This window comes from Flavobacterium sp., from assembly GCF_044377315.1.
Taxonomy (GTDB): Bacteria; Bacteroidota; Bacteroidia; order Flavobacteriales; family Flavobacteriaceae; genus Flavobacterium.
In genome coordinates, this window is record NZ_JBILJG010000003.1 from 71,944 (window position 1) to 93,994 (window position 22,051).

Sequence of the window (22,051 nt, forward strand, 5' to 3'; positions counted from 1 at the left end):
ACTTTTTTTTGATTAGAGAAAAAGCAATTGTCAATTTTTAACAAAGTTATGTGATTTTCTTATTAAAAAATAACTTCTAAAACCAATAATAAAGCCTGATTTTCTTTAACTTATCATTTTTTTTTCTAATGTGTTGCACCATTACAAATTAGTTGTATATTTGCAAACTTAAAAATTAATAAAAACATTTGTTATGTACGCAATCGTAGAGATAGCAGGGCAACAATTTAAAGTAAGCAAAGACTTAAAGGTTTATGTTCACCGTTTGGCTAATGAAGAAGGTTCAAAAGTTTCTTTTGACAAAGTTCTTTTATTAGACGATAATGGAAGCGTAACTTTAGGCGCCCCAGCTATAGAAGGTGCTTCAGTAGAAGCAAAAGTGTTACAACACTTAAAAGGAGACAAAGTTATTATCTTCAAAAAGAAAAGAAGAAAAGGTTACAAAAAGAGAAATGGTCACAGACAATACCTTACTCAAATTGTAATTGAATCTATTTCTGCAACTGGAGGTAAAAAAGCGGCTCCTAAAAAAGAAGAAGCTCCAAAAGCTGAAAAAACAGTAGCTCCTAAAACTGAGAAAGCAGCTCCAAAAGCTGAAAAATTAGTAGAAGCTGTTGAAGAAAAAGCACCAAAAGCTAAAGCTTCTAAAAAAGGAGATGATTTAGTAATCATTGAAGGAATTGGCCCTAAAGCTGCAGAAGCATTAGTTGCTGCAGGAATTGACACATTCGCTAAATTGGCTGCTGCATCTGCTGAAGAAGTAAAAGCAATTTTAGACGCTTCAACTTCTAAAGTACAACATTTAGATCCAACTACTTGGGCTCAACAAGCACAATTAGCTGCTGATGGAAAAATGGATGAATTAAAAAAATTACAAGATGAATTAAATGGCGGAAAAGCTGTTTAATTAATATTAACTCATAAAACCAAAACGTCATGGCTCATAAGAAAGGTGTCGGTAGTTCGAAGAATGGTAGAGAATCAGAATCAAAACGTCTAGGCGTTAAGATTTATGGTGGTCAAGCTGCAATAGCTGGAAATATCATTGTAAGACAAAGAGGTTCAAAACACAATCCAGGTGAAAATGTTTACATCAGTAAAGATCACACACTACACGCAAGAGTAGATGGTATTGTTAAGTTCCAAAAGAAAAAAGACAATAAATCATTCGTTTCAATTCTTCCATTCGAAGCATAAGAAACTTATAATTTTTCAAAATAAAACCCCGATTTCAATTGAAGTCGGGGTTTTTGATTATGTGGGCACGGATTGAAAATTCTTGCTTTCAGGTTCACAAAACAATCATTTATTTAAAACCTTCATATTATCCTTAATTGAATTAATTGTATTTAAATGATTGTTTATATTTTTAATTGTATTTTCAATGAATCCTAATTCCGTTTCACAATACTTTTCATGATTTGGATCATTTTTTTTCTCTTCAAAATGAGATTCTGACTTTTCTAAGTAATCGCTATAAACGTTATAAGGAGAATGCATTTTAAGAAATTCTATTGACTTATATATTTCAACTAGAGTAAACATTTTAGATTTGAAAATTGAATAAAGTTCATTTTTAAATACGCTATTATATATATCAAGTTGAAGTGTTTGAAAAACACTTGATGTGAAATAATCAGTATCTCTTCTTTCTAATTTATCTTTTAATTCAATATATTTATCTCTAACATTATTGAGGACTTCTAATTGATTTTTTAAATCATTTATAATCATCTCTTTCTTTCTTCTTAAATCAATCTCTCTTTTAATCCAAGCAATTAATAGTATAATACATTGACCTATTAAAGATCCAATAAATGCAATAATTAAAGTGTTTTGAAATGGAAAAAACTCAATGTTTAAAATAGTCATTTTGAAAATTATATATATTAATACTTCCTACAACGTCTCCTTCAACCATTTATAAAATTCACTTTGCCATACTTGAGCGTTTTGAGGTTTTAAAACCCAATGGTTTTCATCTGGAAATAACAAAAATCTACTTTTAATTCCGCGTAATTGTGCTGCTTGGAAGGCTTCTTGCCCTTGTCCGATTGGCACACGGTAGTCTTTTCCTCCTTGTATGATTAAAATAGGTGTATTCCATTTATCTACCATATTGATTGGGTTGAATTTAGCATAAGTTTTTTGCACTACAGCGTTGTCTTTTTCCCAATAAGCGCCTCCATTTTCCCAATCGGTAAAAAACATTTCTTCGGTTGTGCCGTACATACTTTCTAAATTGAAAACGCCACAATGTGAGATAAATGTTTTAAATCTATTATTGTGAATTCCTGCTAATTGAAAAACAGAATAACCACCATAACTTGCTCCAACGGCTCCTATTTTATCTTTAGCAACATAACCTTCTTTAGCCACATCATCAATAGCTGATAGGTAATCGTCCATAACTTGTCCGCCCCAATCTTTAGAGATTTGTTCGTTCCATTCTTGTCCGTGACCATACATTCCTCGACGGTTTGGAGCAACCACCACATAACCTTGTGAAGCCATCAAAGAGAAGTTCCATCGGAAAGAATAACTTTGCGTTAATGGAGATTGTGGTCCACCTTGGCAATATAAAAGTGTTGGATATTTTTTAGTTTTATCAAAATTTGGAGGCAAAATTACCCAAACCAACATTTTCTTTCCGTCAGTTGTGGTAACGTATCTTCTTTCGTATTTTGGTAAAGCTAGTTTGCTGTAGTTTTCATAATTGATTTTGGTCAATTGTAACCAATTTTTTTTCTTCAAATTATACGAATATACCTCAGCGGCGTGATTCATATCGGTTCTTGTAACGATAACATTGTCGCCAGAGAACGCAACAATATCCGACACATCGAAATCACCATTAGTAACTTGAGTAACCATAACAGCGATTTTTGTTAATCCTGGAAAATTAACTTCAAATAATTGTTTGGTTCCGTCAACTGCAGCAACAAAATATACTTTTTTACCATCGGCGCTCCATGCGTAATTATCTACACTTCCGTCCCAATTGGCAGTAAGATTAATATCTATTCCTTTAAAACGAACGATTATGTCATTTTTATCGGCTTCATAACCGTCGCGTTTCATTTGCAACCAAGTTAAATTACCTGTTGGAGAAAACGTTGGATTGGTATCATATCCTTTGTTTTCTTCTGTTAGATTTTTTGTGATTTTTGTTTCTAAATTGTACTCAAACAAATCGGTGTTAGTAGAAATAGCGTATTCTGTTCCGAATTTCTTTTTAGAAACATAGATAATGCTTTTAGAATCTGGAGACCAAATATAATCTTCTTCACCACCAAAAGGCTTTTGAGGTGAATCAAACGGTTCGTTTGGCATAATATCAATTGGAGTTGTTTTATCTTTATTTTCTGCATAAAACACATGGTTGTGACTTCCATCGTTGTAAGTATCCCAATGACGGTAATCTAATGAGTTGTATACTTGTGCATTTGATTTATCAAGGTTTGGATAAATATCTTTACCTAAAACTTTGTTGATTTTTACTTCTTGAGAAGACAAAATGTATTTCCCATCTGGAGAAATATTTTTATCGGCCACTAAATCTTTAGTGTCTTTTATTTCGATTGCATTGCCACCATTTACTGGAATGGTGTAAAATTTAGAATTCGATTTGTTTTCTTCTATTGATGGAATGGCTACTTTATAAACCACTGATTTTCCATCTTTTGAAATTCCTAATACAGAAACTCTTCCTAATTTCCAAAGTAATTCTGGAGATAAAACTTGTTGCGCTGATGCTGATAAACTCATTGTGCTAACGATTATAAGAAATATTTTTTTCATTTTATTCTGAATTTAGATTTCTCTGAATTTATTTCAGAGTTCAGCGTCTTTCGATTCTGAAATAGGTTATTTAATGATTCGTTAAAAGTAATTATTAATTTTATGAGAAAGAATATTTGTTTAAAAAAAATGTTATTTTTATAGAAATTTTAGGAAATGAAATTAAGTTATTGGGAAATAAAAAATTGGTTTACAAATATTGATTATGCTATTGTTGGAAGCGGTATTGTAGGTTTACATTGCGCATTAAATCTACGTGAACGATTTCCAAAAAGTAAAATTTTAATTCTTGAAAAAGGAATTCTTCCTCAGGGTGCAAGCACAAAAAATGCTGGATTTGCTTGTTTTGGAAGTCTCTCAGAAATAATTGACGATTTAAAAACCCATACCGAAGAAGAGGTAATTCAACTAATTGAAAAGCGATGGAACGGATTGCAATTGCTACGAAAAAATCTTGGTGATTATGCAATTGATTTCAAGCCTTACGGCGGATATGAATTATTTTTAAAAGAGGACGAATCAACTTACAACGAATGCTTACAAAAACTTCCATTTGTAAACGAAATCATTAAACCATTATTCAAAACAGCTGTTTTTGCAAAAGAAGTTGACCGTTTTGATTTCAAAAACATACACGAATATTTGATTTTCAATCCTTTTGAAGGACAAGTAGATACCGGAAATATGATGCAGGCTTTATTAAAAAAAGCTATTTCTGAAAATATAATGGTGCTAAATCATGCTAACGTTTCTTCCTTTTCAGATAAAAATTTGAGCGTTGAAATTGTGGTAAATGATTATTCGTTTGAAGCCAAAAAACTACTTTTTGCAACCAACGGATTTGCCTCACACCTAACCAACAATGCAGTAAAACCAGCTCGTGCGCAAGTATTAATTACTGAACCTATTCCTAATTTAGATATAAAAGGAACTTTTCATTTAGACAAAGGCTATTATTATTTCAGAAATATTGACAATAGAATTTTACTTGGTGGCGGACGAAACCTTGATTTTGATGGAGAAACCACCACCGATTTGTCTCAAACAGAAAAAATTCAAAATAAATTGGAAGCGTTGTTAAAAAATGTAATTTTACCCAATCAAGATTTTCAAATTGCACATCGTTGGAGCGGCATAATGGGGATTGGAAATAGCAAAAACCCAATAGTCTCGCAATTATCAGAAAATGTATATTGCGGTGTTAGACTAGGCGGAATGGGTGTTGCTATTGGAAGCTTGGTTGGAAAAGAATTAGCAGAATTAATTTAAGTACATGTTTAGAAAAATTTTTCTTTTTATAAAAAAAGTAATGATATGGTTCTTTGCCATATCAATTGCGATAGTTATCCTTTTAAAATGGATTCCTATTCCTTATACACCTTTAATGGCCATAAGAGCTATCGAAAACAAATCAGCTGGAAAAGAAATGATATTGAGTCACGATTGGGTTCCGATAGAAGAAATTTCGCCAAACATTCAGAAGGCAGTTATTGCTAGCGAAGATGGAACATTCTTAACGCATCACGGGTTTGATTTTAGCGCCATTCAAAAAGCAGTTAAAAACAATAGTAAAGGAAAACGATTAAAAGGCGGAAGCACGATTTCGCAACAAACCGCAAAAAATATTTTTTTATGGCAAGGAAGAAGTTATTTGCGCAAAGGATTAGAAGCTTATTTTACTATATTAATAGAGATTTTTTGGAGTAAAGAACGCATTATGGAGGTCTATCTCAATTCGATAGAAATGGGTGATGGTGTTTATGGTATTGAAGCTGCTTCAAAACATTGGTACAGAAAAAGCGCCAATAATTTGACTAAATTTGAAGCAGCTGGAATAGCGGCTATTCTTCCAAATCCAAGAAAATATAAGGCTACTAATTCATCTTCATATATTGAAAGACGAAAAGGAAGAATAGTAAAACACATGCGATATGTGAAATTAGAATACTAATAACAAAATATAAATTTCTTATAGTATCTTTGTAGGTATGAATGAAAATTTAGATCCAACTAATACTAATTATAATCCTGAAGAACTTGATCTCGAAAAAAGATTGAGACCATTATCTTTTGACGATTTTGCAGGTCAAGATCAAATTTTAGATAATTTAAAAGTTTTTGTTGAAGCCGCCAATCAAAGAAATGAAGCGCTTGACCACGCTTTATTTCACGGCCCGCCGGGATTAGGAAAAACAACATTGGCTAATATTTTAGCAAATGAATTAGGTGTTGGAATCAAAATTACATCTGGACCAGTACTTGATAAACCTGGCGATTTAGCTGGATTACTTACAAATTTAGAAGAAAGAGACGTTTTATTTATAGATGAAATTCATAGATTGAGCCCTGTTGTTGAAGAATATCTGTATTCAGCCATGGAGGATTTCAAAATTGATATAATGATTGAATCGGGTCCAAATGCTAGAACGGTTCAAATTAACTTAAATCCTTTTACGCTTGTTGGTGCAACTACACGTTCAGGTTTATTAACCGCTCCAATGAGAGCACGTTTCGGAATTCAAAGTCGTTTGCAATACTACAATACCGAACTTTTGACCACTATTGTACAAAGAAGTTCTTCTATTTTAAAAATGCCAATTACTATGGAAGCTGCTATTGAAATTGCCGGTAGAAGTCGTGGCACACCTCGAATTGCTAATGCAATGTTGCGCCGTGTTAGAGATTTTGCTCAAATAAAAGGAAACGGAAAAATTGATATTGAAATTGCCAAATATTCATTAAAAGCGTTAAATGTTGACGCTCATGGTCTAGATGAAATGGACAACAAAATTCTAAACACCATTATTGATAAATTTAAAGGCGGACCAGTTGGATTATCAACACTAGCGACAGCAGTTTCCGAAAGTAGCGAAACCATAGAAGAAGTTTACGAGCCGTTTCTTATTCAAGAAGGCTTTATAATGCGAACACCTCGCGGACGAGAAGTTACCGAGAAAGCATATAAACATTTAGGTAAAATTAAATTGAATGTTCAAGGAGGACTTTTTTAAAAAAGGTTGGGAGATGGAAGATGGAAGTGGGAAGATTTTTAATTTTATAAATTAAATTATGCGTTTTAAATTTGAAAAATTAATTATTTGGCAGAGAGCAATGGATTTTGGTGATGAGATCTATAAAATTTCGCAAAGTTTTCCAAAAAGTGAGGTGTTTAACTTAACTTCTCAAATAAATAGAGCGGTTGATTCAATAGCTTTAAATATATCTGAAGGTTCAATCGAGCAAAGTAATCCTGAATTTAAAAAATCTTTAGGTTATTCAATACGTTCTTTAGCAGAAGTAGTCACATATTTACATAAAACAAAACGTAGAGAATATATAAGTTTAATTGATTTTGAAAAATATTATCAAGAATCATTCAATCTTATTAATATGATGATTGCTTTCAAAAACCAACTCAAGTAGTATGTCTTCCAGCTTACAGCTTACAGCTTCCAATTACTCAAAACTAATCAAATCTGAAGCCACTCGTCTCGGCTTTCTTTCTTGTGGAATATCCAAAGCAGAATTTTTGGAACAAGAAGCACCACGATTAGAGAATTGGCTGAATAATAACTATCATGGTCAAATGAGTTATATGGAAAATCATTTTGACAAACGATTAAATCCTACTTTATTAGTTGATGATGCCAAAAGTGTTATTTCGTTATTGCTAAATTATTATCCATCAGAAATTCAAAACGAAGAGAGTTATAAAATTTCTAAATATGCATATGGTCAAGATTACCATTTTGTCATAAAAGAAAAATTAAAAGAACTGCTATATTTTATTCAAACTGAAATTGGCGATGTTACAGGAAGAGCATTTGTAGATTCAGCACCTGTTATGGACAAAGCTTGGGCTGCCAAAAGCGGCTTGGGTTGGATAGGTAAAAACAGTAATTTAATTACCAAAAAAGCGGGCTCTTTCTACTTTATTGCCGAATTAATTATTGATTTAGATTTAGAATATGACCATGCAACAACCGACCATTGTGGCACATGTACAGCTTGTATAGATGCATGCCCGACAGAAGCAATTGTAGCACCTTATCAAGTAGATGGAAGTAAATGTATTTCTTATTTTACTATTGAACTTAAAGATAATTTGCCACAAGAAATGAAAGGAAAATTTGATGATTGGATGTTTGGTTGCGATGTTTGCCAAGATGTTTGTCCGTGGAATCGTTTTTCACAATCGCATAACGAACCGTTGTTCAATACTAATCCCGAATTACTCTCTTTTTCCAAAAAAGATTGGGAGGAAATAACCAAAGAAACATTTGATAAAGTTTTCAAAAATTCGGCCGTAAAAAGAACCAAGCTACAAGGGTTAAAAAGGAATATTGATTTTTTGAAAAACACCTAGTAATCAAAATACCAATTAAAAATATCACTTCTAATTCCTACTGAAAACCAAGTTGTATTTTCTTTAAAAACACCAGCAGTTTCAACCGTTGGATTAAAATTTCTATAAATCAGACTTCCAAATAATTTCAAGTTTGATGATGGATTGATGAGATAACCCGCCTGAATATCAGCAATAAAAACTGTTGTTTTGTTTCCTTGACCTATTTTAACTCCTGTGTCTGCAGATCTATCTTGGTCATAATCTCTGTAAATATCACTTCCATAGTTAGAATTTGCTCCAGAGTTTGCAAAATCAAAACCTCTTATTCCAGTTGTTAATTTAGCATCGGCGAAAATTCTTCCTTTATGATAACGTGCAATTACTATAAATTCGCTAAAATTTGCTCCCCATTGATGCCCTAAACTTTGGTTAACACTTGCGTAATTTGTCAAAGGATCGCTGTGAGAATAAACATAAGGGCGCACACGATTGTACTCTGCTTGCAACAATAAATTTTCGATACCAAAAGCATTATAATATTTTACTCCTAACTGATAGGCAAATTTGTTTCTCCAACTTTTATCTTGTTTTTTAACATCCCCAAGTGCAAATTCATCAAGCAAAAACTGAGCATATAAATTGATTTTATTATTACATTTATATTTTGAAGTAATTCCTAGAAGAGCATTTCCGCTTTTTGAAGAAGAAGCAAATTCAACCGAACGATAAAAAACAATAGGGTTCACAAAACTCATATCAAACCCTCTATTATTTTGATTGCCCCAAACAACCGATTCAAAAAATCCGATATTCAATCTTTTAGTTGCATTCCAACTTAAGTAATGATTTGCCATGAATTTTCTAGAATAAGTTCCATCAACTGTTACGTCTGTACGAACATCTTTTAACCAAGTATAAGTATTAGTGTATTTTATTTTCCAAAAACTAGTGTTTATTTTGAAGTACGGATTCGGACTAACCCCATCTGTTGTAATCAGTGAACGGTAACCATCACCAATAAAATTTCTTCCATAACCCAACTGAAGGTTAATCATTTTACTTGGCGTATATGTCAAATTTGCTTCTGCTAATGGCATATCGTAAGCATCTGTTTTGAATTCTTTGGCAATTCCAATACCTGGAATTACAGCCGGATTACCACCAGAAGGTTTTATAGATTGAGAATAACGATTGAAATAATCGGCAAACCTTCCTTGACTTTCGTAAATGGTTGTTGTAAAATTCAATTCTTTACCTAAACCTCCTTGTACTTGAATTCCTCTTGTATTTATAAAAGTGCTTTTATCGTTTTTTCCTGACGCTTTTCCCATTTGTAAATCTAGAATTGGATTGAGTGTAAACCAATAATCATCACTTTGAATTTCGACTGTATTTTCGTTCCACAATTTTCTTGACCACCAACCTGAAGCATCGACTAAAATTTTTTTATTATTTTCTGCAAAATTGTAGTATTTTGAAACTTCGGCATACGAATATGGTTTTGAAGCTGTATGATTATTTGTACCAACTTGATTCATTTCGTCATCAAATTGTGCATAATAACTGTGTGAAAACGGAATATTTAAGCGACTTTCAAATTGGGGATTATTGAATTTTTTGTAAACAATCTGATCATATTCGGGAAATTCTTTTTCTTTTATTTTTTCGGAAGTATTATTTTTTGCTTGATTTTCGAGAGGAATTTTCGCTATAATTTCGGCTGGATTTATTAATGGAATTCCAATTCTAACCGTATATTTAGAATAAGTTGGTTTTCCGTTGAATGTTGGTGGCTGAACTGTTGGAAACAAACCAAAAACACGCTTTGCTTCTTCAATCAAATCTGCTTCGTTAGAATCGACATATTGAACTTTAAAAACACCTTTTTCATTGACTTCAAAAAGAACAATAATAATGCCTTGATAGTTGTTTTGCGTCAAATTATCAGCAACTTTAAAATTGCTATACACATGTTGTTGCACTTGATTATAAAAACAAGCCTCAAGTTCATTTCCGTTTAGGTTTTCACATTCTGAAAAAACTGGAAGTTGTTCTACACTTTTGTTTTCTTGAGCAAATAAAGTAAACTGAAAAGTAAGCAAAATCAATAAAAGGTATTTTTTCATCAAAAAATTAGTTCAGAAATTAATAATCGCTTTTAGAAACTTCGCCATTGGCAATTGCTATTGCAGACGAAGTTCCAATACGTTTTACACCAAGCCTTATCATTTCAACAGCTTCTTCATAATTACGAACACCACCAGCCGCTTTTATAGATAATGGAGAAGCGTTTTCGAGCATTAAAACAATAGATTCTTTTGTAGCTCCATTTGGTAAATTATTTTCAGTTTTATAAAAACCCGTTGACGATTTTACGAAAACATTTTGATAATTGTCTTCTTTAAAATTAGCCATTACTACATTTTTGATTAGTGCTGAAAGTTGGATGATTTGTGTATCGTTTAGAGCTGCTACTTCAATAATCCATTTTACGATTTTATGATGGTCTAACCCTAGTTTTGTTCCAAGTAGGATTTCATTTTTCACTAAATCAATTTCACCATTTTTGAAAGCGGTATAATTGCAAACGTAATCTAAATCGTCCACACCATTATGAATTGCTATAGTAGCTTCTTCCAATTTTTCTATAATGCTTGTTGCTCCTTGATGAAATCCAATTACTGTTCCAATGGTAACTTTAGAATTGGCTTCGGTAATCATTTTTTTTGCCAAAGCAACTCTATCAGGACGAATCATGATTAACTTGAAATTTTCATCGATGGCTTCTTGAATAAAACCTTTAGCTATGTTTTCGTTTTCTTGTTCAGACAATCCTGCTTGCTCGTTTGTTTTTAGATACGTTGAATCTAAATAATTTTTAATATTCATAGTTGGATATTTACATTGTAAAAATAAAAAAATCTCCCGACTTATGAGAGATTTAAGTATGTTAGTTTTTATTTGATAGCGCTTTAAACAAAATAAATCCAGAAAAAGCTCCGACAGTATTAACTATTGCATCAAAAACATCGGCTTCTCTGTTGGCAGTAAAAACACCTTGACAAATTTCAATCAATATTCCATAACATATAGTCATAAATAAAACTTTTATATAACTATTTTTGGAAGTAGTTCTGTTATAATAATTGAGCCAAAGAATAACCATTACAAAATAGAAAATAAAATGTACAATTTTATCTTTATAAGCAATGTTTATATTTGCTATACTCACGAAACTTCCAGTGCTAATTAGGCTTAAAACAGTTACTAAAAGTGTCCAAGAAGAAGCAACAAAAAGAGTTTGTTTTTTATTAAGCACCAATTAATTTTCCGTAAGCTTCGCTATCTAATAATTCGGAAATTTGAGAATCGTCAGAAATTTTCACTTTTATCATCCATCCTTTACCGTAAGGATCAGAATTTACAACTTCAGGATTTCTTTCTAAATCTTCATTAAATTCAATAATTTCACCAGCAAGAGGTAAGAATAAATCTGAAACGGTTTTAACTGCTTCAACAGTTCCAAAAACTTCGTCTTTTTCTAATGTTTGGTCTAGAGTTTCAACTTCAACATATACAATATCTCCCAATTCGCTTTGTGCAAAATCAGTAATTCCTACAGTTGCAATATCGCCATCAATTGAAATCCATTCGTGGTCTTTAGTGTATTTTAAATTAGTTGGTGTGTTCATTTTATTTTATGTGTTTATGTTCTGACAAAGGTATAGATTTATCTTAATTTCCAAAATTATATCTCAAAGTAAATCCAGATCGAATATTAGTGATTGGAAATGAAGTTGAAATAACAGCTTTAGAAAAAGAATGATCATAAAAGAAGATTGCTGTAAAGTTTTTACTAAACGAATAATCGGCAGTAAACTTAGCTGACCAAAGATTTTGACCTCCTGATAATTGGTTATTATTGTAATCTAAATTACGAACTATTGTTTGACTATTTCTATAGGTAAAATCGGCTTTTAGATTAATATCGCTTTTGATAATTCCTGTTGGATTGTCGGCTAATTTAGTAGAAATGGTTACATCTTTTATCCTATAACCAAGACCAACCGTGTAATCGACTCCTTTTACTTCGGTTAATAAATTATTATCAAAACTCATTGATAATGCTCTATCACGTTTCATTTCGGCAAGGATTTTGACAGAGCTCTTCAACTCCATATCAACTCGCATTAAAGGGCTAAATTGTTCAACAAGATTTATGTTTCCAATAATTGTTTTGTTTAAAAAATTTCCACCAGTATCTCTTCCATCAGAATCTATTCCGAATTGTAAATTAGATCTAAATGAATTGATTGTATAAGATGCTTTGTAAGCACTTTGCAATGAAAATCTTTTGAACTTTTCTTTAAACATCTTGTAGCGCATTAGTCCACTATATTTCATTGTCCAATTAGGAATAGGAATATCTCTAAATGAACCCAGGGAAATTTTATTGGCAGATTCGCCTTGTTTCCCGCTAATAAGACCCGTATAGGCAGCCAAAAATGAAGGTATTAAGACTGCCTGACTATTTTTGCCAAAACCATCAGGGTAGCCATCAGAATCAAGCGGATATGCATTGCTTCCATAATAATTTTCGGCTAAACGTTTGGCGATTATGATTCGATTATTTCTAAAATCGTCAAAAGGCGAAGAGTTTACACCATCACTTGTTTTGAAAGAAGTTTTTAGCATCGTTGTAGAAATGGCAAAGTTTCCTGTTGTATAGGGAGAACGCGAATTATATTGCCCTCCTTTAGTATCAAACTGTTCAGAAAAATTATCAGCATAAGTTCTATCTGCTGTAAAATCTATTTTGAAATCTGGAAATAAATCCATGTTGGCTGTAAGATTCAACGTTTTACTAGTTACTTGTGTAAAGTTTTGATTAAAATCTGGATAATTAGTTAAATAACCCATCTTTGCAGCTTCGTAACGAATATCAGACTGTGAACCGAGAACAAACCCAATAGTTGGTTTAGTCGAACCAAAGAAACCTAACCCTTGAGTAAAACCTGGTAAAACAGTCGATTTATTTTCTATATAATTTACCTGAATGTTTTTTATACTAGTTAATAATCCTATCATTCCATCTTTGAAAACAGAATTTGAACTTGTTGCAGGAAGATTTGTATTTACAATTTTTTCTCCCGGTTTTGGTGCTTTTGTTGGTTGTTTAGTTGAGCCTTTTTTGGTTGATTTTGTAAGACCTATATATTTGTAAAAATTATCCATTGCAAAACTGGTATTCAACTTATGCGAACCAGCATTTTGAATAGTATTTCCTAGGTTATATTTTATTCCGCCCAATTCAATTTCTGCTAACGCTTGCGAAGCTTTTTGCCAGCTATAATCTCCTGTATAAGTATAATTTGATTTTACAAAACTCAAGAAAGGAATTTTATTTATTGGCAAATCATAATTTACAACTATCTGTTTATTGTGTTGATTAGGTGCTCCAACATTCCAATAATCGTCCCAAATTTCAACTGAATTATCAGGTACATTATTCGCATCGAGATAATTTCTAACAATATTACTTGAAGAAGCATTAAAGTTAACTTTTAATGATTTAGTAATATTATAATTGAAACCATATTGATAATTAAAAAGGAAATTTCTTCTGTAAAGTGCATCAAGGGGAATTCCTTCAACATCAACCTGACGGAATTGCTGACGGTTATACTGTCTAATAATATTTGAACTAAAAGATATATTGGAAGGCAAATAATTAAAATTGAAATCACTTAATAATTTCCAGTAGGAGCTTTTCTTTAAGAATTTAGATTTTTTAAATGGCTCAACCGCTTTCGATTGAAAATTATAGGCATAATCAACCGTTGTATTTACTCGTTGATCTATATAATCTTCAATTTCATAGTTATGACGTTGTTCTTTATTATAGGAGTAAGACAATGTTAGATTTTCTGGATCATAAATATGTGGTTTTTGCTTTTCGCCTCGTTCTTTTTTAACCCCAATAAAATTGATACTTTGACGTTTTGTATAATCGATAGCTCTATTTTTGATATTCTCTTTCTCCGCTTGATTATCGGTAATATCAATTAATTGTTTTAATCGAATATCTTGACTAAACGGATCATATTCTGGCGTAATGGTTTCCTCTCCAATAGAATAATTGAAAGGTAAATTTATGCCCCATTTTTTAGGAAGTAATTTTCCAAGACTCAAGTTGGTTACAATATTATATTGTTGCACATCTTCTCTACTTCTTTCATTTGGTCCTTGTTCTAGTGCGCCAAAACCAATGGTGCTCATTTTTCCAGTTGCTGAAAGAGTTGCGAAATCGGCAATATTGGCATCAACATTCATAACAGCTGCCATTCCACCTTCGTTATCTTGGTCGGCTAGTCGAAGTTCATTGAACCAAACTTCACCTTTTATTAGTTTACCTGGCGCTAACACTTCTTTTGAATTGTTTTTTACACCAACCATCAAAGTTCTAACTAAACCGAAATTTGGATTTCCGCGAACTCCAATTTTTAGTTTACCCAAACCCTGAAATCCCTCGCTTGTATTGTTTTTATAAAAAATTTCGTTTGGATCTAAAATTAGATTGGCATTTTTAAACTCAATTTTTAATTGCGTTAAAAGTTCTGTTGCTAAATCAATTTCATTTTCTTCTGGCCAAATTTCTTCTGCTGATTTTGCTCCAGTTGAAGTAACCTTTAACGGAATTTCAACTTGATAAAAATTTTCAGTAAAGTCGTTACCAAAACGAATAAATCCTACCATTTCATTATCTTCTAATGCGGTTTCAGATGGCAGTGATTGTGCGTGCAAGAACATTTTTAGTTTTTTAAACTGACGCATATCAACGCTAACATTTTTGAAAACGGCTCGAGAATCATCAACCTCCAAGCCTGTTCCTTTAACTCTTACTAATAGAGATTGTTCATTTTGATTGATTACTGTATTTTGGTTAAATAATTGCTCTCTAACAACACCTGGAGGCGATACGTAAATATTGCCGTTTTCTTGAATATTTACAGCTTCAACATCAAAATCTGTTGTATCTTGATTATTTTCTACTGTAGTTTCATTTGGATCTAGTGAAGCATCATATCTTCTCCATTCGCCTCTAACTAAATCTAATGCGCCAAAACGAACGGTTACTTCTTCTTTAAATCCTGTCATAAACATTCTCATAAAACGAATGGATCTATAATCAGAAATACCTCCAATTATACTTTCAGGTTTAGAAACTGGAATTTTAAACTGTATCCATCTTGCTTTGGTTTCAATTCCATTAGGAACTTGTGATCCTCCAATAGTTTTTTCAACAATGTCTGTAACATAATTTGAACCCGGCAACATATTTGGCTTCATTTCAATGCTGTATTCATAATACGCATTAATTTCGTCCATTGTGTTGTCGCGGTTTATATCTTCAACATCAGGTAGCGTTGCATTTCCTCGATTAGCATCGGTAACGTTTACAGGTGAATTTCCTTGTGTCCCGTTGTGGTTTTTATATTTTTCTAATACATTTCCCTGTGCTGCCAAATAAAACTGATAATTATCACCTGCCGGATCAGGATTTCCTGCAAAGTTGGTATATTTAGCTGCTTCTTCATCGTCTGAAAGTCCATCCAAACCAGCATCTTGAATGGCTCTATTACCTTCATTTGTATCAAAAGCATAAACTAACGATTGCGATTGAGGTACTTTCCCCCAAGTAGTTGAATGTGTTAACTGATTACCGCCAGCTTCTGGCAATCCGTTTTCAAATTGTTTTTTACCGTCTTTAAGTATGTCTTCAGAAATAGCACCTAAATTAAAATAGATTTTACCCGTATTAGATGGGTCTGCTTGAGATAAAGGATTGGCAGTATCATAATAAGGATCTAAAATCCAAAACTGAATATATTCAACGTTTTGTTGTTCGAAATTAGTTGAGTTTAATGCTCTTGTGATTCCTCCGAAATTTTGTTCAGGAACTATTGGATCTGGATTATTATTGTAGGGTCCTCTTTCTGTTGGATAATAAGTTAAGTCTAATGTATTTACAACTTGTGATTGTCCAACAGCAATATCTACATTAGGATATAACTCACTACTAAATATTCTTCTTGTTCTATTAGTAGATAAATCATCTTCAGAAACTCCATCAGGTCTATCGGCATAAAATATTGGGTCTATTGTGTACCAGCTTAATTTTGAACGTTTAAAACCATAACTTAAATCATTTGAATCGCTTCCAAAATTCAGATATGTACTTACATTATTTATAGAATTTGGTTCTTTCTTTGGAGTAGAAGCTAAGGTCCATGATTGAACTGAACGTAAATCGATAGTTGATTGTGAGCCTTCAAAATCATCAACATAAATAGTTGCTTCGCCTTCAAACTGATCTGCTTTGGGAGTTCCAGGCTTTAGAAAAGCAACTTCACCTCTAACAGAAACATTTGAAGGAACATCTGTATCAATATTTGGAAGTTTGTTAGCAAACCTTGTTAAAAACGGAACTTCTGTAGAGAAATTAGTGTTCACTCCAAATATGCTATTGTTTACAGATTCTTGCCCATAACTAGACTTTTGAGTTAATGGTCTTTCAGACATTTTTAAGTAGGTAGCACCTAGAACAAATTTATCAGAAAATTTATGTTCGATATTAACTCCCATAAAACGTCTTGTTTGCTGACCAAAAACCGAATTATTTTCGACAGATACTTGAATTGGAGTATTAGATGCTTGCAATGACGGATCCAAGATTTGAACTCTACCTGCTTGGTAGTTTACACTATAATCGATTCCTTCTTGCAACATTCTTCCGCCAGCAGTAACAACTACTGAACCTTTTGGCACATTAAAAGCTCCAAGAGGAATTCCATCGCCTCCAGAAGATTTGAATTTACCTTTTAGTTGAAACTTATTTTTCTCACTTTCCTGAAGAGCTAATGCTTGTGATTTTCTATATAAATTTCTAAAAACGTATTTCTTTTGATTTTCGTTGAAAGTTGCCGTTAAATCACCTGCTTCTTTATAATCTTCTGTAGGGCTTGTTCTCAATTTTTCAAATAATAAACTCCCAAAAGGTTCTACTGTTGTAAAAATCAATCTACCGTTTTGAGTATCAACCGTTAGTCCTTGAAGGAAATCAAAAAAACCATCACCGCCAGCTTGTGGGTCATTGTTATAATTTAATTTATCAATATTAAAAACTTTTAACAATGGTGTTTCTGCAACACCAGCAGGAAGTGGATTTGCAGAAGCAGGTTCAGCAGGAGAAATATAGTTTAACGGAGACGGATCGGTATAAAGAATATTAAATCTAAAATCCTCTTGTTGTAGTTGGTAAGCACCCGGAATTTGATATATATTTTTCATCATCAAGTTCCAAACTGGAGCATTTATATTTGTTAAACTACTTTTAAGCATTTTAACAATAAGTGTTTGATTAGAAACTGTTTCTGGCTGACCACTTGCATCAGTTGTGACCGCTGTAGCATTCACGCCATCGTTTCCAAACTCTCCTACTTGGTAAACTTTATCACCAATAGTATATTGATAGGAAACTCCTAAAACCTCATCGTTTACTAATTTTTGCTGTAAGGAAATATAGCCAAGCTGAGGATGAAAAGTATATTCGTTAGGTAGTAATTTTCTAGCATTTTCAAGTTTTGAATAGTCTTGACCTTCACTAGCAGGAAAATTAAAACCTGATAAGGCCGTTGAAATTTCTCGAATATTAGCATTCAATAATCCTGTCTCAGCTTCAATTGTTTCGGGATTATAGTTGTTATTTCTATTATCAACTGGAGAATCTATAGCATTTAAGAAATCTACATTTGCAGTATTAGAAATAACTTCAGAATCATTTAATCCCGTTATTTGTGATTCACCTAAATCTTGCAAAGCCACAATATTTCTAACATTATTATTGGTTGTATTTACACGATTTTGACGGTTAGTTATCCAAACCTCCATTCTAGTAATTTGAACTCTACTATCAATAAATGGATACTGTTTTAAAGCATTGTCATATTTATTTCTGAAATATTGTGATAAGAAAAAATGTCTATCGGCATCATAGTCTAAAGCAAATAACTCAAAATCTTGAACGGTTCCGCCACCTTGAGCCGTTACTGTTTTGGTTTGTGATTTTTGTTCGGAGAAAATCCCAGTTACCGTTGTTTTACCAAATTGCAATTGTGCTTTTACACCAAATAAACTCTGTGCACCACGAATTAACGAGCTATTCAATGGCATACTTACATTTCCAACTTCAATTTTTTGAATAATATCATCTTCGGTTGGAGCGTATTCTAGTTTGATAAGATTTTGAAAAGCAAATGTTGACTCGGTATCATAATTGGCATTTACATTTAATCGTGTACCGACTTTACCTTGTAAACCCATACTAATTCTTTGATCAAAATCGAATGTTGTGGTGGAGCGATTTCGAGGAGAAAAAGCTGGATTGTCTTGCTTAGTATGCCGCATTCCTAAGTCAATCTCGACAGAACCAGTTGGTTTTACATCGATTGTATTGCTTCCAAAAATACTTTCAAACAAGCCAGACCTTACATAATATCTTGGTAATAAATCTTTTTTTGCATCTTCACTTCCTTCTTTTTTACCATCAATGGCATCTGATTTTTTCTTGAAATAGTCGCGCATTGATTCACGCATTACTAATTCCTGATATTCCTTAGGCGTTAAAATAATAGGGTAATTGATATTAAATCCATCAACAGAATTGGTGTAAACATAACGATCAGTTACTGGATCATACGTATAAGCTTCCAAAATACTCGGTGGATTGTTTAATTGAATTGCACCTTGAGAATATCCTTTTACAGTATCTTGAGCCTCTTCATCTACTTGCGCTTGCAAAGAAAAACTGAAAAAGAAAATAAGGATAAAAGCAATGACTTTCAATTGAGTAGAAAAGATTTTTATATGATTTGTTTTCAAGTATTATAAATTTTTTAATGCTTGTTTTATTAGTGTTTCTACAGTTGCGGTAGGATCTTGCATAACAACTTTATCAATTACCTTTTCAGCTAATTTTTTGTTAAAACCTAAAACCTCCAGAGCAGATAACGCTTCATCTTTATTTGTATTGTTTAAAGACATAGAAACTTCATCTAAATCATAAACTTTTAACACTTTATCCTTCAAATCTAAGATAGCTCTTTGTGCTGTTTTATTCCCAATTCCTTTTATCGATTGAATAGCTGCAATATCTCCAATGGCTAATGCTTGAATAATTTGCTTCGGTTCTAACGAAGAAAGCATTGTTCTAGCGATACTAGCCCCAATTCCAGAAACGGAAAGTAACATTTTGAAAATTTCTCTTTCAGATTTTTCAACAAAACCAAATAAAGTGTGCGCATCTTCTTTTATTTGAAGATACGTAAACAACTTAATTGTTTCAGTAGCTGGCAATAATGAATAGGTATGTAAAGAAATATTTATGTGATAACCAACACCATTACAATCGATTACAACATCGGTTGGTGTTTTTTCAATTAATTTTCCTTGAATATGTGCTATCATAAATCATTTAAAATGTGATTCAAATATAGTAAAAAAGTCGAATTGACAATTTTACCGCTTCAAAATCATTGGATTACTTTCTTCTTTTTTGTTTTTCTTGAGCATCTACTACTGCAACGGCTGCCATATTTACCATCTCTTCTACACTTGCTCCTAATTGGAAAATGTGAACTGGTTTATCCATTCCCATTACTATTGGACCAATAGAATCAACCTTGTATAACTCTTTCAATAGTTTATAGGTAATATTTGCTGATTCTAAATTTGGAAAAATCAAAGTGTTTACTTTTTTTCCTGCTAATTTAGAAAATGGAAACTTCTTTTGAAGCATTTCAGGATTTAAAGCAAAGTCTGTTTGAATTTCACCATCTACAATTAAATCTGGATAATATTTATGCAAATAAGCTACTGCTTCTCTTACTTTATTAGCGCTTTCATAGTTTGAAGATCCAAAATTAGAAAACGAAACCATTGCCATAACAGGCTCAATACCAAACATTCTAACTGTTTTTTCAGTCATTAATGCAATTTTAGCCAAATCATCAGCTGAAGGATTAGGATTGATGGCGGTATCCGACAAAAACATTGGTCCGCGATTGGTCATCATCATGTTGGTTGAAGCAATAAGTGAAATTCCAGGTGCTTTTCCAATTAGTTGAATTAATGGTTTTACAACTGATGGATAACTTCTTGAAAAACCAGAAACCATGGCATCGGCATCGCCTTCGTTTACCATCATTGCGGCGAAATAATTACGCTCTCGCATCCATTTTTGAGCATCTAAAAGAGAAATTCCTTTGCGTTGTCTATCTTTCCAGAAAATATCGGCATATCTGAATCTTCGTTTATCTTCTTCTTTAGTTTTTGGATCAAAAATTGGAATATCGGCATCAAAACCAATTTCTTCTTTAAGTTCCAAAATATCTTCTTTTCTTCCTAACAAAATTGGATGTCCTATTCCTTCTTCGTAAACAATTTGAGCCGCTTTTAGAACATCAAGTTGATCAGCTTCAGCAAAAACAATTGTTTTAGGATCGGTTTTAGCTCTGTTAGTTAGTAAACGAACCATTTTATTATCAGAACCCATTCGATCTAATAATTCTTCTTCATATTTTGCCCAATCGGTAATTGGATTTAAAGCTACACCGCTTTCCATAGCTGCTTTTGCAACTGCTGGCGCAACAGTAGTAATTAGTCTTGGGTCGAAAGGTTTTGGGATAATATATTCTCTACCAAAATTCAATTTGGTTTCGCCATAAGCAATATTTACTTGTTCAGGAACCGATTCTTTTGCTAAAGCTGCCAAAGCTCTAACAGCTGCCATTTTCATAGCTTCGTTAATCTTAGTTGCTCTAACATCTAAAGCGCCACGAAAAATATAAGGAAATCCTAAAACATTATTCACCTGATTAGGATGGTCAGAACGGCCCGTTGCCATTATAATATCTTTTCTTGTTTTTATAGCAAGATCATATTTTATTTCTGGATCAGGATTTGCCATTGCAAAAACGATTGGATTTTTAGACATTGCTAACAACATTTCTGGCGTAACAATATCGCCAGATGATAATCCGACAAAAGCATCGGCATCTTTCATTGCATCAATCAACGAATCATATTTTTTATCAGTAGCGTATTTTCGTTGTAAATCAGAAATTTTTGGATCATCTTTTCTTAGTGCACCTTTACTATTGAACATTACAATATTTTCGGTTTTTACACCAAAAGCCACATAAAGATTTGCACAAGCAATAGCTGCCGAGCCAGCTCCAGAAATAACCATTCTGATTTTTTCCATTTTTTTGCCCGCTAATTCTACTGCGTTTAATAATGCAGCTGCCGAAATTATAGCGGTTCCATGTTGATCATCATGCATTACTGGAATATTTAACTCCTCAACCAATCTTCTTTCAATTTCAAAAGATTCTGGTGCTTTGATGTCTTCAAGGTTTATTCCTCCAAAAGTTGGAGCGATATTTTTTACAGTTGCAATAAACTCTTCAATATCTTTTGTCCCAACTTCAATATCAAAAACATCTATACCAGCAAAGATTTTGAAAAGCAATCCTTTTCCTTCCATAACGGGTTTTGATGCTTCAGGACCAATATCTCCAAGACCTAAAACTGCTGTTCCGTTAGAAATTACAGCAACCAAATTTCCTTTGGCAGTATATTTATAAACATTATCAATGTCTTTTGCTATTTCCAAACAAGGTTCGGCAACTCCTGGGGAATAAGCCAACGACAAATCTCTTTGCGTTGCATATTTTTTAGTTGGAACAACTTCGATTTTACCAGGTTTTGGTTTGGCGTGATATAATAGAGCTTCTCTGCGTTTGCTATCTTTATGCATTTTTTTTAATTTCAATTCTGACC

The 22,051-nt window shown here is 32.6% G+C and carries 16 protein-coding genes; 7 read left to right on the forward strand and 9 right to left on the reverse strand.

The features are described 5' to 3' along the window. The first annotated feature begins 193 nt into the window (after positions 1 to 193). On the forward strand, positions 194 to 907 hold the full coding sequence (gene rplU, locus ACIQ66_RS01650; RefSeq protein WP_396211074.1) for a 50S ribosomal protein L21: 714 nt from the start codon (positions 194 to 196) through the stop codon (positions 905 to 907). Between the two features lie 29 nt (positions 908 to 936). After that, entirely contained in the window at positions 937 to 1,197 is a 261-nt protein-coding gene (gene rpmA, locus ACIQ66_RS01655) for a 50S ribosomal protein L27 (RefSeq protein WP_298178297.1), read from the forward strand. 105 nt (positions 1,198 to 1,302) lie between these two features. Here rpmA and ACIQ66_RS01660 read toward each other — a convergent pair whose 3' ends face one another. Further along, the gene (locus tag ACIQ66_RS01660) at positions 1,303 to 1,872 is read right to left on the reverse strand and encodes a hypothetical protein (protein ID WP_396211075.1); all 570 of its coding nucleotides are present in this window, start codon (positions 1,870 to 1,872) and stop codon (positions 1,303 to 1,305) included. Positions 1,873 to 1,899: 27 nt separating this feature from the next. Continuing rightward, a complete protein-coding gene (locus ACIQ66_RS01665) occupies positions 1,900 to 3,801 on the reverse strand; it encodes an alpha/beta fold hydrolase (protein ID WP_396211076.1) in 1,902 nt (633 codons plus the stop codon). 156 nt (positions 3,802 to 3,957) lie between these two features. Here ACIQ66_RS01665 and ACIQ66_RS01670 point away from each other — a divergent pair, with 156 nt between their 5' ends. The 5 genes from ACIQ66_RS01670 to queG are packed head-to-tail and all read left to right on the forward strand — an operon-like array spanning position 3,958 to position 8,167. Beyond that, positions 3,958 to 5,070 (forward strand): NAD(P)/FAD-dependent oxidoreductase, encoded by a 1,113-nt coding sequence (locus tag ACIQ66_RS01670; RefSeq protein ID WP_396211077.1) that lies wholly within the window; start codon positions 3,958 to 3,960, stop codon positions 5,068 to 5,070. Positions 5,071 to 5,074: 4 nt separating this feature from the next. Beyond that, the gene (gene mtgA, locus ACIQ66_RS01675; protein ID WP_396211078.1) at positions 5,075 to 5,752 is read left to right on the forward strand and encodes a monofunctional biosynthetic peptidoglycan transglycosylase; all 678 of its coding nucleotides are present in this window, start codon (positions 5,075 to 5,077) and stop codon (positions 5,750 to 5,752) included. A gap of 37 nt (positions 5,753 to 5,789) precedes the next feature. Continuing rightward, a complete protein-coding gene (gene ruvB / locus ACIQ66_RS01680) occupies positions 5,790 to 6,812 on the forward strand; it encodes a Holliday junction branch migration DNA helicase RuvB (RefSeq protein WP_396211079.1) in 1,023 nt (340 codons plus the stop codon). Positions 6,813 to 6,870: 58 nt separating this feature from the next. Continuing rightward, positions 6,871 to 7,224: a four helix bundle protein gene (locus ACIQ66_RS01685; RefSeq protein WP_396211080.1), complete on the forward strand. Its 354-nt coding sequence runs from the start codon at positions 6,871 to 6,873 to the stop codon at positions 7,222 to 7,224. Between the two features lies 1 nt (position 7,225). Then, positions 7,226 to 8,167: a tRNA epoxyqueuosine(34) reductase QueG gene (gene queG, locus ACIQ66_RS01690; RefSeq protein WP_396211081.1), complete on the forward strand. Its 942-nt coding sequence runs from the start codon at positions 7,226 to 7,228 to the stop codon at positions 8,165 to 8,167. Here queG and ACIQ66_RS01695 read toward each other — a convergent pair. From ACIQ66_RS01695 to ACIQ66_RS01725, 7 genes are all read right to left on the reverse strand, one after another. After that, positions 8,164 to 10,275 (reverse strand): gliding motility protein RemB, encoded by a 2,112-nt coding sequence (locus ACIQ66_RS01695; protein ID WP_396211082.1) that lies wholly within the window; start codon positions 10,273 to 10,275, stop codon positions 8,164 to 8,166. The genes queG and ACIQ66_RS01695 overlap by 4 nt on opposite strands. Before the next feature lie 19 nt (positions 10,276 to 10,294). Further along, positions 10,295 to 11,038, reverse strand: a complete 744-nt coding sequence (gene deoC, locus ACIQ66_RS01700) for a deoxyribose-phosphate aldolase (RefSeq protein ID WP_396211083.1) — start codon at positions 11,036 to 11,038, stop codon at positions 10,295 to 10,297. Positions 11,039 to 11,099: 61 nt separating this feature from the next. Continuing rightward, positions 11,100 to 11,468 carry a VanZ family protein gene (locus ACIQ66_RS01705; RefSeq protein WP_396211084.1) on the reverse strand — a complete coding sequence of 123 codons (369 nt, stop codon included), beginning with the start codon at positions 11,466 to 11,468 and terminating at the stop codon, positions 11,100 to 11,102. After that, positions 11,461 to 11,841 carry a glycine cleavage system protein GcvH gene (gene gcvH, locus ACIQ66_RS01710; RefSeq protein WP_396211085.1) on the reverse strand — a complete coding sequence of 127 codons (381 nt, stop codon included), beginning with the start codon at positions 11,839 to 11,841 and terminating at the stop codon, positions 11,461 to 11,463. Before gcvH ends, ACIQ66_RS01705 begins: the two co-directional genes overlap by 8 nt. A 43-nt stretch (positions 11,842 to 11,884) precedes the next feature. Then, positions 11,885 to 19,090, reverse strand: a complete 7,206-nt coding sequence (gene sprA, locus ACIQ66_RS01715; RefSeq protein ID WP_396211086.1) for a cell surface protein SprA — start codon at positions 19,088 to 19,090, stop codon at positions 11,885 to 11,887. 3 nt (positions 19,091 to 19,093) lie between these two features. Beyond that, positions 19,094 to 19,675 carry a Holliday junction branch migration protein RuvA gene (ruvA, locus tag ACIQ66_RS01720; RefSeq protein WP_396211087.1) on the reverse strand — a complete coding sequence of 194 codons (582 nt, stop codon included), beginning with the start codon at positions 19,673 to 19,675 and terminating at the stop codon, positions 19,094 to 19,096. A gap of 73 nt (positions 19,676 to 19,748) precedes the next feature. After that, a complete protein-coding gene (locus ACIQ66_RS01725; RefSeq protein ID WP_396211088.1) occupies positions 19,749 to 22,028 on the reverse strand; it encodes an NADP-dependent malic enzyme in 2,280 nt (759 codons plus the stop codon). Positions 22,029 to 22,051 lie beyond the last annotated feature (23 nt).

Excerpts from the sequence above, each read along its gene's own strand:
- ACIQ66_RS01695 (WP_396211082.1), bottom strand. The coding sequence starts at position 10,275 with ATGAAAAAATACCTTTTATTGATTTTGCTTACTTTTCAGTTTACTTTA.
- ACIQ66_RS01725 (WP_396211088.1), bottom strand. The coding sequence starts at position 22,028 with ATGCATAAAGATAGCAAACGCAGAGAAGCTCTATTATATCACGCCAAA.
- ACIQ66_RS01665 (WP_396211076.1), bottom strand. The coding sequence starts at position 3,801 with ATGAAAAAAATATTTCTTATAATCGTTAGCACAATGAGTTTATCAGCA.
- rpmA (WP_298178297.1), top strand. The coding sequence starts at position 937 with ATGGCTCATAAGAAAGGTGTCGGTAGTTCGAAGAATGGTAGAGAATCA.
- ruvA (WP_396211087.1), bottom strand. The coding sequence starts at position 19,675 with ATGATAGCACATATTCAAGGAAAATTAATTGAAAAAACACCAACCGAT.
- ACIQ66_RS01670 (WP_396211077.1), top strand. The coding sequence starts at position 3,958 with ATGAAATTAAGTTATTGGGAAATAAAAAATTGGTTTACAAATATTGAT.
- ruvB (WP_396211079.1), top strand. The coding sequence starts at position 5,790 with ATGAATGAAAATTTAGATCCAACTAATACTAATTATAATCCTGAAGAA.
- queG (WP_396211081.1), top strand. The coding sequence starts at position 7,226 with ATGTCTTCCAGCTTACAGCTTACAGCTTCCAATTACTCAAAACTAATC.
- ACIQ66_RS01660 (WP_396211075.1), bottom strand. The coding sequence starts at position 1,872 with ATGACTATTTTAAACATTGAGTTTTTTCCATTTCAAAACACTTTAATT.
- gcvH (WP_396211085.1), bottom strand. The coding sequence starts at position 11,841 with ATGAACACACCAACTAATTTAAAATACACTAAAGACCACGAATGGATT.
- mtgA (WP_396211078.1), top strand. The coding sequence starts at position 5,075 with ATGTTTAGAAAAATTTTTCTTTTTATAAAAAAAGTAATGATATGGTTC.
- rplU (WP_396211074.1), top strand. The coding sequence starts at position 194 with ATGTACGCAATCGTAGAGATAGCAGGGCAACAATTTAAAGTAAGCAAA.
- deoC (WP_396211083.1), bottom strand. The coding sequence starts at position 11,038 with ATGAATATTAAAAATTATTTAGATTCAACGTATCTAAAAACAAACGAG.
- ACIQ66_RS01685 (WP_396211080.1), top strand. The coding sequence starts at position 6,871 with ATGCGTTTTAAATTTGAAAAATTAATTATTTGGCAGAGAGCAATGGAT.